The sequence below is a fragment of the Planctobacterium sp. R6 genome (assembly GCF_055755215.1).
This window is the reverse complement of record NZ_JBVTQY010000016.1, coordinates 88,001-101,133: the sequence shown is the minus strand read 5'-3', so window position 1 is coordinate 101,133 and position 13,133 is coordinate 88,001. Positions and strand designations below refer to the sequence as shown.

General features: G+C 48.4%; 10 protein-coding genes. 9 read left to right on the top strand and 1 reads right to left on the bottom strand.

Annotated elements, in window-relative coordinates; translation table 11 throughout:
- Nucleotides 1–192: 192 nt before the first annotated feature.
- Entirely contained in the window at nt 193–1,497 is a 1,305-nt protein-coding gene (tolC, locus tag AC0J20_RS12205) for an outer membrane channel protein TolC (RefSeq protein WP_229528172.1), read from the bottom strand.
- A 265-nt stretch (nt 1,498–1,762) separates the two neighbouring features.
- On the opposite strand from tolC, the gene AC0J20_RS12200 reads away from it, so the two are divergent.
- The 9 genes from AC0J20_RS12200 to AC0J20_RS12160 all read left to right on the top strand — a co-directional run bounded on the left by AC0J20_RS12200 (nt 1,763) and on the right by AC0J20_RS12160 (nt 13,054).
- A complete protein-coding gene (locus AC0J20_RS12200) occupies nt 1,763–2,392 on the top strand; it encodes an NUDIX domain-containing protein (RefSeq protein ID WP_473021849.1) in 630 nt (209 codons plus the stop codon).
- A gap of 47 nt (nt 2,393–2,439) precedes the next feature.
- Nucleotides 2,440–2,880, top strand: a complete 441-nt coding sequence (locus AC0J20_RS12195) for a DUF1249 domain-containing protein (RefSeq protein ID WP_473021848.1) — start codon at nt 2,440–2,442, stop codon at nt 2,878–2,880.
- A 43-nt stretch (nt 2,881–2,923) separates the two neighbouring features.
- Nucleotides 2,924–3,499, top strand: a complete 576-nt coding sequence (locus tag AC0J20_RS12190; protein ID WP_473021847.1) for a YqiA/YcfP family alpha/beta fold hydrolase — start codon at nt 2,924–2,926, stop codon at nt 3,497–3,499.
- Between the two features lie 108 nt (nt 3,500–3,607).
- On the top strand, nt 3,608–5,497 hold the full coding sequence (gene parE, locus AC0J20_RS12185) for a DNA topoisomerase IV subunit B (RefSeq protein WP_473021846.1): 1,890 nt from the start codon (nt 3,608–3,610) through the stop codon (nt 5,495–5,497).
- Between the two features lie 62 nt (nt 5,498–5,559).
- The gene (locus tag AC0J20_RS12180; protein WP_473021845.1) at nt 5,560–6,084 is read left to right on the top strand and encodes a hypothetical protein; all 525 of its coding nucleotides are present in this window, start codon (nt 5,560–5,562) and stop codon (nt 6,082–6,084) included.
- Between the two features lie 72 nt (nt 6,085–6,156).
- Nucleotides 6,157–6,621, top strand: coding sequence for a hypothetical protein (locus AC0J20_RS12175; protein WP_473021844.1), 465 nt, complete (start codon nt 6,157–6,159; stop codon nt 6,619–6,621).
- Between the two features lie 105 nt (nt 6,622–6,726).
- On the top strand, nt 6,727–8,151 hold the full coding sequence (locus tag AC0J20_RS12170) for a TolC family protein (protein ID WP_473021843.1): 1,425 nt from the start codon (nt 6,727–6,729) through the stop codon (nt 8,149–8,151).
- A gap of 2 nt (nt 8,152–8,153) precedes the next feature.
- Nucleotides 8,154–9,869 carry an efflux RND transporter periplasmic adaptor subunit gene (locus tag AC0J20_RS12165; RefSeq protein WP_473021842.1) on the top strand — a complete coding sequence of 572 codons (1,716 nt, stop codon included), beginning with the start codon at nt 8,154–8,156 and terminating at the stop codon, nt 9,867–9,869.
- A 14-nt stretch (nt 9,870–9,883) separates the two neighbouring features.
- Nucleotides 9,884–13,054, top strand: a complete 3,171-nt coding sequence (locus AC0J20_RS12160; RefSeq protein WP_473021841.1) for an efflux RND transporter permease subunit — start codon at nt 9,884–9,886, stop codon at nt 13,052–13,054.
- Nucleotides 13,055–13,133: the final 79 nt, after the last annotated feature.

Below are 13,133 nucleotides of genomic sequence, written 5' to 3'. Positions count from 1 at the left end.
TCAAAACCCCACCTGAAAAAACGAAATCGCAGTTCATCCCAACCAAAGCGATGCGAAAGAACTTACGAAAAAAATCGTGATCGCAGCCTTCGGCTGCTTAAAAAAAGAAACCCCCGCTAAAAAGCGGGGGTTTATCATCAATCTGGGATGGCAGTGCCATCCTTTTTGCGTTTTAGGGGTTGCTTTCCTGGGCTATTTCAAACCGTTGTTGATGTCTGCCACATCTTGCTCAGTCAGTGTACCGGCAGCCTGTTTCAGGCTCAGTATACTGGTAATGTAGCCATAGCGGGCGCCAGCAAGATTACGTTTTGCATCGTACAGGTTACGTGTACTTTGCAGCACGTCAACAATAGTACGGGTACCTACCTCAAAGCCCGCCTCGGTGGCTTTCAAAGCGCTTTCGGCAGAAACCACTGCCTGATTCAACGCTTTAATGCGAGAAATAGCGGCGGTGACGTCGAAATAGTTTGAGCGCACATTGCGCACCACGGAACGATATACCCGTTCGCGATCTTCGCTGGTGGCAATAAATTCATGGCGTGCGGTGTCAACCGCTGCAGAGGTACCGCCACCTGAGTAAATAGGGACGTTGACGGTCAGTTCTACATAGCTGGTATTAAACCGGCCATCAGAAGTACCTGTGTTACTGGCATCTGCAGATTGGCCGTCAGTGTCATTGGAGTTGTACTGGCCCCGTAAACCCACCGTTGGGTAATGACCATTTTTGGCAATATCGATATCTTCTTTGGCAATATCAACACCGATTTTCGACGCCAACAACTGTAGATTGCGATCTTCGGCCTGACTAACCCAGGCGTTAATGTCGGCCGGGGCCGGCATACTGGCGCTGAAAGTATCCGTGTTCAGCGGATCGATGGACGCGTGGTAATTGTTTGTGATTTCTCTAAGCGCTTCTAAGGTAATTTCGACGTTGTTTTGGGCACTGATCTCACTGGCAACCGCAGTATCAAACTGTGCCTGCGCTTCGTGAACATCGGTAATGGCCGTTAATCCCACTTCAAAACGTTGTTTGGTTTGTTCTAACTGGCGTTCGATGGCGCGTTTTTCTGCTTTGGCGAACTCTAAGTCATCCTGTGCCTGCAGCACATTGAAATAGGCCGTTACTGTGCGAACAATGAGATCTTGCTTGGCAAAGCCATAGTTGGCATCGGCCCGTGAGGCGACCAGTTCTGCGCGATCCAGGTTTTTCCAGTTTGAGTAATCCCAAATCGATTGGGTAAAGTTCACTGCAACATCGTTGGTTTCACGATGGTTGTCACCATTGGTTCTGGAAGCGCTTAATTCCAGACTGATCTGAGGCAGCAAACTGGCTCTGTTTTGATTAATGCCAGAATAAGCGGCGTCCTTATTTGCAAGCGATTGCAGGGTGGCCGGGTCGTTCTGTAAAGCTTGTTGGTAGACTTGTAACAAATCTTCGGCGCTGGCAGTGCCGACAAGTCCTATTCCCATCATGATGGACAAGAGTGTTTTTTTCATGTGCGTTCCTATTTATTGCGCAGCAAGTATTGGCTGCAGACGTAGTCCAATTCCCGTTTACCGGAGCTATCTGTCACCCAAAATTCAACAGAACAGGCAAAGCAACCCCTATTATTTTTCTGGCTGGCAGTTTACTTAACCTTCAGCCAAACCCCAACTGCTTTGCAGTAACAGTGTTTTAGCAAGTGTAACAGAATATTTTCGTCTGTAACCTTTGTCCCGTGTTAGTCTCTGCCACTTCCAGGCTAAAAACGAGGAGGTTTTTTTGACTAACTGGCACCGGTTTTCAGACGCTGATGTCGAAATTGAGCATCAGGAACCTAAATTTGAAGGTTTTTTTACTGTTTTCAACTATAAATTACGACATAAATTATTCGCAGGTGGATGGAGCAACTGGATTCAGCGCGAAGTGTTGGACAGAGGTCATGCTGTGGCCATGTTGCCGTATGATCCAATACGACGCGAATTTGTGATGATTGAGCAGTTCCGAGTGGGGGCGTTGCCCACCTCGAAAAAGCCCTGGCTGCTGGAGATTGTAGCGGGCATGATTGATGCCGGAGAAACGCCTGAAGACGTGTGTTTACGCGAAGCGGAAGAAGAAGCCGGGTTGAAAGTAGACGCTTTGCTCCCATTAACAGATTATCTGCCCAGCCCCGGTGGCACCACAGAGCGGCTCTACCTGTACCTTGGCATTGTTAATGCAGAGTCAGCGCAGGGCATTCATGGTCTGGACGATGAAGATGAAGATATTTTGGTGCATCGCATCGCTGAAGCACAGGTAAAACAGTTACTCAATGCCGGAGAATTTGACAACTCCGCTACCATTATTGCCCTGCAGTGGTTCTTTCTAAATAAACAAGAACTATTGGAAAAGCTACCTGCACATAAGGTATAACAAGGGGCCAGTCGTCAAGTTTTCCCAGAGGTACAAAGGTCAGAACTATGGATTTCGCAGCAGCTACAAAAAGAAAATACGTCCCAAACCTGAAAGGGTTGCACGCAATATGCGAGGGTAATTATGCGCGTATTTTAAAACTGCTACCCGACTGTGATACCGAAAGTCTGACCTATGAATTTGGTGATGGTGCAGATTTGCGCTACAAACTTTCTATTCTGGAAGCCAGCCGCTACACCACCACAATCGAGATTCGGCAATTGGGCGATTCGTTACCCAAGTGGATGAAACCACTGATGAAGGTGCGTATCTATCATGATGCCCGCATGGCCGAAGTGTTGAGTAGTCAAAATGTGGCGGCGATTCAGCCCAGTTATCACTATCCCAACAAAAAAATGCACCAGAAAAATGAAAAAGAAATGGTCAATTTGTTTTTGGCCGAATGGTTGCTGTTTTGCCTTAAGCAGCAAGCTGATTCCACGGTGTAATTGCGCCTGAATCCTATCAGTTAGTCACTCATAAGGAGCCATTTTGAAGCAGGTTCTCATCTATTTACACGGATTTTTAAGCTCACCCGCCTCAGTCAAAGCGCAGGCCACCCAGGCATACTGGCAAGCGCATCATCCTGATATTACCTTTGTGTGCCCACAATTGCCTTATTATCCTGAGGAAGCTAAACGCTTCCTTGATGAGTTACTGCAAACCTATGCCGATGCCCGGTTAGGTTTTGTCGGCAGCTCCCTGGGCGGATTTCTCAGTACTTATTTAATGGAGCAATGCCAGGCAAAAGCGGTACTGATCAATCCGGCTGCAAAACCTCATGAAGTACTGTCTGATTACCTCGGTGAACATCAGCATCCCTATACCAATGAAAAATTTACCTTAACGGCTGAGCATATGCAGCAATTTCTCAGCATGTACAGCAAGGTGCCCACGACCCCGGAAAACTATTGGGTGTTGTTGCAAACTGACGATGAGACGCTGGACTACCGTGAGGCTGAAACCAAGTACCGGGGAGCAAAGTTCACCATTGAGCAGGGCGGTGATCATGCCTTTCAGGGCTATGAGCGTTTTTTACCTGATATTTTCCGTTTTTTGTTTGATTAAACATTGGTAGTATCGGAAGTAAGGCTTGGTAACAAGCAGATGGCCTGTGATCTCAGTGAGTTTACAGGTCAAGTATTAGCCACATAATTATAAGAAAGATCAATTCGCATGTCAGAACAATATAACGCTGAAGCCATTGAAGTCCTCAACGGACTGGAACCAGTACAACGTCGCCCCGGCATGTACACCGACACCACTCGCCCAAACCATTTGGGCCAGGAAGTAATCGATAACAGTGTTGATGAAGCGCTGGCCGGACACGCCGACAGCATCAAGGTGATTTTGCATGAAGATCAGTCGCTGGAAGTTATCGACGATGGTCGGGGAATGCCGGTAGATATCCACCCGGAAGAAGGCATTTCAGGTGTCGAATTGATCATGACTAAACTGCATGCCGGTGGCAAATTCTCCAACAAGAACTACCAGTTCTCCGGTGGTTTGCACGGTGTGGGTATCTCCGTGGTTAACGCCTTGTCCAGCCGGGTGGAGGTAAATGTACGACGCGACGGTAACGTCTACGCCATCGCCTTTGAGCATGGCAACAAGGTGGAAGAACTGGAAATTATTGACACCTGCGGTAAGCGCAATACCGGCACCCGGGTGCGTTTTTGGCCCGATGCCTCTTATTTTGATTCTGCGAAATTTTCGGTCAGTAAGATGTGCCATATCTTGCGCGCCAAAGCTGTGCTTTGCCCAGGTCTGAAGATCCGCTTCGACAACAAAATCACTAAAGAAACAACCGAGTGGCAATTTGCCGATGGACTGCGCGATTACCTGATGCAGTCTGCCAAAGAATATATTTGCCTGCCCGAAGACGAACCTTTTGTGGGCCAGTTTTCCGGCAATAATGAAGCGGCAGACTGGGCCGTAATCTGGCTACCCGAAGGCGGCGAAGTGGTCAACGAAAGCTATGTTAACCTGATCCCCACCGCGCAGGGGGGTACTCACGTCAATGGTTTACGCCAGGGCTTACTGGAAGCTATGCGGGAGTTTTGCGAGTTTCGCAATATTCTGCCGCGCGGCGTAAAACTGACCCCGGAAGATATCTGGGACAAGTGTAGTTATATCCTGTCGACAAAAATGCAGGATCCGCAGTTTGCCGGACAAACCAAAGAACGCCTGTCATCGCGTCAGGCATCGGCCTTTGTGTCCGGAGTCGTAAAAGATGCTTTTTCACTGTGGCTAAACTCACACACTGACATCGCCGAGTCTCTGGCGGAATTCTTTATCGCCAATGCCCAGCGACGCTTGCGTCAAAGCAAAAAAGTGGCCCGTAAAAAAATCACTTCAGGTCCGGCGCTACCTGGCAAACTTACCGACTGTACCACCCAGGATACCAGCCGCTCAGAACTATTTCTGGTGGAAGGGGATTCAGCGGGTGGCTCAGCGAAACAGGCCCGAGATAAAGAGTTTCAGGCGGTAATGCCACTGCGCGGTAAAATTCTCAATAGCTGGGAAGTGGATTCCTCTCAGGTACTGGCCTCCCAGGAAATTCACGATATCTCCGTGGCGCTGGGTATTGACCCCGACAGCGAAGATTTAAGCGGATTGCGCTACGACAAGGTCTGTATCCTGGCTGACGCCGACTCCGATGGATTGCACATCGCCACATTGCTGTGTGCTTTGTTTGTGAAACACTTCCGCGCTTTGGTAAATGCCGGACATGTTTACGTGGCTATGCCTCCTTTGTATCGGATTGATGTGGGTAAAGAAGTATTTTACGCCCTGGACGAAGGCGAAAAAGAAGGGGTGTTAGATCGCATTCAGGCCGAAAAGAAAAAGGGCAAAGTTAACGTCCAGCGCTTCAAAGGTCTTGGTGAGATGAATCCTATTCAGTTGCGGGAAACCACCATGGACCCCAACACCCGTCGCCTGGTGCAACTCACCGTCGATGACGCCCAGCAGATGCTGGAGCTAATGGATATGCTGCTGGCCAAGAAGCGTTCCTCAGAACGCAAAGACTGGCTGGAAGATAAAGGCAACCTGGCGATAGTTTAGAGTACATTGTCGATTCCATACTTTAAATTAACTTTATCGTCTGTCACGGATAGTGTGAATTTGTGATTAATCAAAATCAGACCGAAAAGTTAATCCTGGAAAGACAGGCCGCTGAGCTTTTTTCCCGCTGTTACAAGACTCAATATCAGGTTCCGGTGAGTTTTGTTACGCATAACGTACCGCAAAAACCCGATGTAACTTGTCGGGTTGGCGAGCTCGTCCTGGACATTGAAATTGCCCATTTATATGGTTCTCAAGCTGAAGCAAAACTGATTTTGGGGCGTTCATTGGACGACAAAACGCAAGCTGAATTGGCGTTGCTCGAAGCTGAACAAAATACTGATGAAAGATTGGTAAAAGCGCTGAATAGTATCTTGGCAAATAAAGCGCTAAAGCACTACGATAGTGCTTTGGTCTGGTTAGTTATCCGCAATGCTAACCCGCAATGGGAGCGTAAAAATATTACCGATAACCTTGCTAGAATAACTATTCCCCAAGGTCATCCTTTTGAACAAATTTGGCTAATTGCAGATTTTCATGGCGATACCGGGCTGGTGCCATTAGAAATTCTTCATGAGAATCAATAACCGTAAAAGCCAGAGTGATTAACGGGCCGCATTTATTGTCTATCCGCCAAAATTTTGTTAATTTGTTCGGCTATGAAAACTCGCTTTGTAAACAAATTCAGCGCAAAGTTGCTGACCATTATTGCTCTGGTGCTGTCACTGGTAGGGCAATCTATGGCCTATGCCACTATGTCTTGCGCGATGTCGATGAGCGGTAATATGAGCCATGATTCCCACATCCAGTCTGATGCGAAAATGCATCACAGCGACATGGATCATAGCGGTATAGATCACAGCGGTAATGATAAGAGCATGCACCATACTGACATGGACCATGCTCCTATGAATCACGCCCAGATGGATCATAACAGCAGCGATGAATCCCACTGTGGTAGCGAATGCCAGTGCCCTGAAAGTAGTTGTCACAGCTTTTCTTGTCTGTCTGACAATGCAGTGCTCAGCACTTCCAGTTTTCCGGTAAATAACTTTTTTGCTCTAGACCAACACAACCTCGATATCTCTCTCAGTTCTTTATATCGTCCCCCCATTTTTGCCTGATCAGGATCAGTGCGCCTGAAATTTACGCAATGCGCACAATGAAAAGTTTGAATCAGTGAAATTGCGCTTTGTTGCGCCTTTTGTTCCAGTGTTCTGGAGGTAAAAATGAGTGAAGTATATACTAGCCGTTGGCGAATATCGAAAGCCCGTCGTTTCTCGATTTCCCGCCTTGTTTTCGTTGTCAGCTTAATGCTTTGTGTGGGGTTAAGCAGCTATGCCTCGGCACAACAGAGCCTGACCTTGCCTGAGGCTATTGAGTTGGCGAACAAGCACGACAATTGGCACAAACAGAGCCAGCTTACCCAGACTGCCATTGAACAGCGCAGTATTGCAGCAGGTCAATTGCCAGATCCAAATATCTCCGTCAGCATGATGAATCTGCCAGTGGATTCCTGGCGTTTTAATCAGGAAGCCATGACTCAGTTAAAGGTGGGCGTGTCTCAGATATTTCCACGTGGAGATACCCTGGCGCTCACTCAATCCCGTCTAAAGATAGAGGCACAGAAGCACCCGTTGTTAAGAGCGAACCGAGCGGCACAGGTGGCTGCTGAAGTATCGCTTTTATGGCTCGATGCCTATCAGGCCAGCATGATCATTGAACTCATTGAGGGGGATCGGGTGCTGTTTGAGCAAATGGCCGAAGCTGCAAGAAGCAGTTATACCACAGCACTGCAAAGAACCCGGCAACAGGATGTCATCAGAGCCAGTCTGGAATTGGTGCAGTTGGATGAGCGCTTAAATGAACAGGCGCAATTTCGCGATGTGGCACTGGCCGGGTTAAATGAATGGCTGATTGACTATTCTGCATTAACCGACTCTGGGCATGCCTCCTTATTGAATGAGTACAGTGTGGACGAATACAGTGTGGAAGAAACGCTACCTGCTATTCCGGCACTGGCACCGGAACTATTGAGCACCCAAGCTCCAGATATAGAAAAACTGGCGCAACACTTAATGCGACATCCTGCGGTAATGGCGATTGATGTCAGCTATCAGGCGTCACAAAAGCAGGTGCAAATCGCGCATCAGGGCTACAAACCCGCCTGGGGATTAAATGCCAGTTACAGTTACCGCGATGATACTCCGCAAGGGAGTAGTCGCGCGGATTTCTTTTCTGTTGGAGTTAGTATGGACTTACCGCTGTTCACTGAAAACAAACAAGATAAACAGGTTGCCGCGTCGATTGCGGAGTCCGAAGCTGTAAAAACCGAAAAACGGGTGCTGTTAAAGCAAATGATCAGCAAGGTGCAGGGCTATGTTAAAGAAATTTCCCGGCTCAGACTACGCGCCGACTTGTATCAAACGCAATTATTACAGCAAAGCAAAGACCAGGCAGAAGCGGCGTTGAATGCCTACACCACTGATGATGGTGATTTTGCTGAGGTGGTCAGAGCCAAAATTGCAGAACTAAACATGCGCATCGCTAAGTTAAAAATTGATATCGCTATGCTCAAATCAACAGCACGACTTAATTATTTTCTGACTCAGTCGGATGTTGAATTGAACGACGCAAAGTGGAGCGGAAAATAATCATGAAACAAAAGGTTCAATTGCTTGTAACCCTGTTAATCGGACTTGTTTTGGGTAGTGTGCTGATGATGTTTGGCGGAGAAAATACCTCAGAGGGAGAGCAAGCTGAACAACAAAAACAACCCCTGTATTGGATAGCTCCTATGGATTCCAATTATCGGCGCGACAAGCCAGGTAAATCGCCGATGGGCATGGATCTCATCCCGGTTTATGAAGAAGACCTGGGTAACGAAGCCGCTGGGCCTGGGGTAGTCAAAATTGCCCCGCATGTGGTCAATAATCTTGGGGTGCGCACGACGGAAGTAAAAACCATGGATTTGCACCAGCAAATTAAGACTGTGGGCTATGTTCAGTATGATGAGGATAACCTGGTGCATATCCATCCGCGTATTGATGGCTGGATTGAACGACTGTACGTCAAAGCCGAGGGGGATCCGGTGCAAATGGGGCAGCCTTTATATTCTCTGTATTCACCGCAACTGGTGAATGCTCAGGAAGAGTATTTACTGGCATTAAAACGCAATAATCGGGATTTAATTAACGCCGCAAGGGCGCGTTTATTGGCACTTCAGGTGTCTGAGCATTTTGTTCAGGAGCTGAAAGCATCCGGTAGCGCTTCACAAACCGTGTTTTTTTATGCCCCTCAGTCCGGGGTGATAGATGCCCTGAAAACTCGTGAAGGCTTTTATGTTCAGCCGGGTAACACGCTGATGAGCATAGGCAAACTGGAGCAGGTTTGGGTGGAAGCGGAAGTGTTTGAGCGAGACGCGGCCCTGATAAAGTCCGGCCAGTCAGTGACCATGACCCTGGATTATTTACCTGGGCGCAGTTGGCCTGGCAAAGTCGATTATGTCTATCCTTCACTTGATGCCAGGACCCGAACCTTACGAGTACGTTTGAAATTTGATAATCGCGAAAGGTTACTCAAACCTAATATGTTCGCCAAGGTCACCATTCATGCCGATGCGCAAGAAAATGCTTTATTGGTGCCCCGTGAAGCTGTGATTCGCACCGGCGATCAGGACCGCGTAGTGCTGGTGATGGGCGAGGGACAATACAAGTCTGTGGCGGTTAAAATCGGCCGTATATCCGATGATGTTATTGAAATTCTGGAAGGCCTGAATGGCGACGACCGGGTGGTCACATCGGCACAATTCCTCATTGATTCTGAGTCCAGCAAAAGTTCGGACTTTCAGCGCATGAGTCCCAACAAAGAACCTAACGCTGTCTGGATGGAAGGCGAGATACATTCTGTGCAAGCTGAACAGCGCAGTGTCAATATCACTCATGATGAGGTACAGGCCTGGGGATGGCCAGAAATGACCATGGACTTTGATGTAGCAGAATCTGTTGATATGCAGGCATTACAAGCTGGCTATGGGTTGCATTTTGAAGTGACAAAGTTGGCCGATGGCGGCTATTCCGTGACTGGGATTCACGTTATGGGGCCGGTAGAGAAAGACTACCCTGAAGCGACCGTAAGTGGTGTGATTAATGCGATAGACAGAGAAAGACGCACTCTGAATATCAGTCGCGAAGCCATTGCTAAATGGAACCGTGGTCCTGCCACGATGGACTTTGTGCTGGCGCAGAGTTTACCTCTGGATAGTTGGCAAGCGGGTGATGCGATCCGCTTTATCTTTGAAGTCAGGGATGATTTGGTGATCACCGAAATTGCAGCTGATGCCAAACAACATCAGGACCATTCTGGTCATTAATTGAGGAAAGGTTAATGATTGAAGCAATCATCAGATGGTCTGTTGGCAACCGCTTTTTCGTGTTGCTCTGTACCTTTATTTTAGTGTTTGCTGGTTTGTATAGTCTGAAAAATACACCGGTTGATGCTATCCCTGATTTATCCGATGTTCAGGTGATTATCAAAACCAGTTATCCGGGACAGTCACCTCAGGTAGTCCAGGATCAAGTAACCTTTCCACTCACCACGGCCTTGTTGTCGGTGCCAGGTGCACAAACCGTCAGAGGTTTTTCTTTTTTCGGGGATTCTTATGTCTACGTCATTTTTGATGATGACACGGATATCTATTGGGCCCGCAGCCGTGTTTTAGAATACTTAAGTCAGGTTGCCCCAAATTTACCCGAGCAGGCAAGGCCACAACTGGGGCCGGACGCCACAGGGGTGGGCTGGATATACATCTATGCGTTAACTGATAAAACCGGTAAACACGATATCAGTCAGTTGCGCAGTATTCAGGACTGGTTTTTAAAGTACGAACTGCAAACCGTTGACGGTGTATCAGAAGTGGCTTCTGTCGGCGGCATGGTGCGTCAGTATCAGGTGCAGGTGGATCCGGACAAGTTGCGGGCCTACGGGGTACCACTGTCACTGGTGCAGATAGCGTTGACCCGCGGTAATCAGGAGATCGGAGCTTCGGTGCTGGAAATGGCTGAAGCCGAATACATGGTCACCGCCACCGGCTATATCCAGTCGGTTAAAGATATCGAACAAATACCGCTGGGTGTGAATACAAAAGGCACGCCGTTGACTATTGGCGATGTGGCTCAGGTTAGTATGGGTCCGCAAATGCGCCGGGGCATTGCTGAGCTGAATGGTGAAGGCGAAGTGGTAGGCGGTGTCATCGTTATGCGTTTTGGCGAAAATGCGCAGCAAACCATTAACGGTGTGAAAGCCAGACTGGATGAACTTAAGCATTCGTTACCCGAAGGGGTAGAAGTGGTGCCGGTTTATGACAGGTCACAACTGATAGAGAGCGCTGTTGACAATCTCTGGGGTAAGTTGCTCGAAGAGCTGGCTGTAGTGGCGCTGGTGTGTGTGGCCTTTTTATTTCACCTTCGCTCTTCTATTGTTGCGGTGATCACCCTGCCGTTGGGCATTTTGGTGTCCTTTATTATCATGCATCTGCAAGGGATCAACGCCAACATCATGTCCTTAGGGGGGATTGCTATCGCTATCGGCGCCATGACGGATGGCGCTATAGTGATGATCGAAAACATGCATAAACACATAGAGAAAACGCCGCTGAGCGATGAAAACCGTTGGCAGATAGTGGCTAAGTCCGCCAGCGAAGTGGGGCCTGCCTTGTTTTTTAGTTTGTTGATTATCACGGTTTCATTCTTACCCGTGTTTATCTTAGAGGCACAGGAAGGCCGTATGTTTGCGCCGCTGGCTTACACCAAAACCTACGCAATGGCGGCTGCCGCCGGACTGGCTATTACCCTGGTGCCAGTGTTAATGGGCTCCTTTATTCGCGGTAACGTGATTTCTGAAAAGAAAAACCCGTTAAACCGTTTGCTGATAGCCAGTTATATGCCGGTATTGAGCAAAGTATTACAGTTTCCCAAAATAACGATTGTGGTGGCATTGATGGTGACACTGGTAGGCTTTTATCCGGTTGACAAGATTGGCAGTGAATTTATTCCGCCATTGGATGAAGGGGATTTAATGTATATGCCCACCACCTATCCCGGTATTTCCATTGGTAAAGCCAGAGAGTTGTTACAACAAACCGATAAGCTGATTCGCACGGTTCCCGAGGTGCAGAACGTCTTTGGCAAAGTGGGAAGGGCTGAAACAGCAACAGACCCGGCGCCACTGACTATGATCGAAACCTTTATTCAGTTGAAACCCAAATCCCAATGGCGAGAGGGTCTCACCACTGAAAGTCTGAAAGCGGAACTGGACGCCTTGGTGAAGTTTCCGGGCGTCAGCAATGCCTGGGTTATGCCCATTAAAACCCGCATTGATATGTTGGCCACCGGGATTAAAACGCCGGTGGGCATTAAAGTGGCCGGTCCGGAGCTGAGTGTTATCCAGGACATTGGACAGCAACTGGAGCGGATCCTGGGCGAACTGCCTGGAACCGCTTCGGTCTACTCTGAGCGTGTGGCTGGTGGGCGCTATATCAAAGTGGATATTTTGCGCGATAAAGCCAGCCGCTTCGGCCTGAATATTGCGGATGTACAGCAGGTGGTTGCCACGGCAATTGGCGGTATTAATGTTACCCAAACGGTGGAAGGGCAGGAGCGCTATCCAGTGAATGTGCGCTATCCGCAGGACTATCGGGATTCACCGGAAAAGCTGGCGCGCTTGCCGGTGATTGCACCTTCAGGCCAGCGCATAGCGTTGGGTGATGTGGCGGATATCTATATCGAAAATGGCCCACCTGGCATTAAAAGTGAGAACGCCAGAATCAATGGCTGGACCTTTATAGATATCGAAGATATTGATGTGGGCAGTTATGTTAATGCCGCCAAAGTTGCATTGAGTGAAAAGCTGGAATTACCCGCAGGTTATTCTATCAACTGGGCGGGGCAGTATGAGTACATGGAACGCGCCAAAGAAAAGCTCAGCTATGTATTGCCCCTGACATTAGCCATAATTGTTATCTTACTGTATCTCAATTTCCGTCGCTTAAGTGAAGTGGTGTTAATCATCGCTACCTTGCCCATGGCGATGATCGGGGGATTGTGGCTGATGTACTTTGAAGGCTTCAACTTTTCAGTGGCCGTTGGGGTTGGCTTTATTGCCCTGGCCGGTGTCGCAGTGGAAATCGGGGTTATCATGCTGGTATATCTCAATCAGGCAGTTCAGGAGTTAAAAGAACAAGCTAATCTCAACAATCGGATCATTTCTGATAGCGCCTATCGGCAAGCCCTGTTGCAGGGAGCAGGGTTAAGAGTGCGCCCGGTTATGATGACGGTGGCGACGATTATTATCGGACTGCTGCCCATTATGTATGGTAGTGGCACTGGCTCAGAAGTTATGAGCCGTATTGCGGCACCGATGGTGGGCGGTATGACCAGCGCGGTGGTGCTGACATTACTGGTATTGCCTTGTGTGTATAGCCTGGTGAAAGCGGCAGATATAAAGCGCTTTAATCAGACTCTTAATACCAGCGCATCTGCCGCTGACGTGCAAAAATAGTGTGGCCGGAAAATGGACTTAAGGACGCTTTTCTGAGCTATGTTCGGACTGGCGTTTCGCAGGGTTTCAGAGGTGCAAT

Bases quoted from the DNA above. Each gene is read 5' to 3' on its own strand.
- AC0J20_RS12165 (WP_473021842.1), top strand. From the start codon at position 8,154: ATGAAACAAAAGGTTCAATTGCTTGTAACCCTGTTAATCGGACTTGTT.
- tolC (WP_229528172.1), bottom strand. From the start codon at position 1,497: ATGAAAAAAACACTCTTGTCCATCATGATGGGAATAGGACTTGTCGGC.
- AC0J20_RS12175 (WP_473021844.1), top strand. From the start codon at position 6,157: ATGAAAACTCGCTTTGTAAACAAATTCAGCGCAAAGTTGCTGACCATT.
- parE (WP_473021846.1), top strand. From the start codon at position 3,608: ATGTCAGAACAATATAACGCTGAAGCCATTGAAGTCCTCAACGGACTG.
- AC0J20_RS12195 (WP_473021848.1), top strand. From the start codon at position 2,440: ATGGATTTCGCAGCAGCTACAAAAAGAAAATACGTCCCAAACCTGAAA.
- AC0J20_RS12160 (WP_473021841.1), top strand. From the start codon at position 9,884: ATGATTGAAGCAATCATCAGATGGTCTGTTGGCAACCGCTTTTTCGTG.
- AC0J20_RS12170 (WP_473021843.1), top strand. From the start codon at position 6,727: ATGAGTGAAGTATATACTAGCCGTTGGCGAATATCGAAAGCCCGTCGT.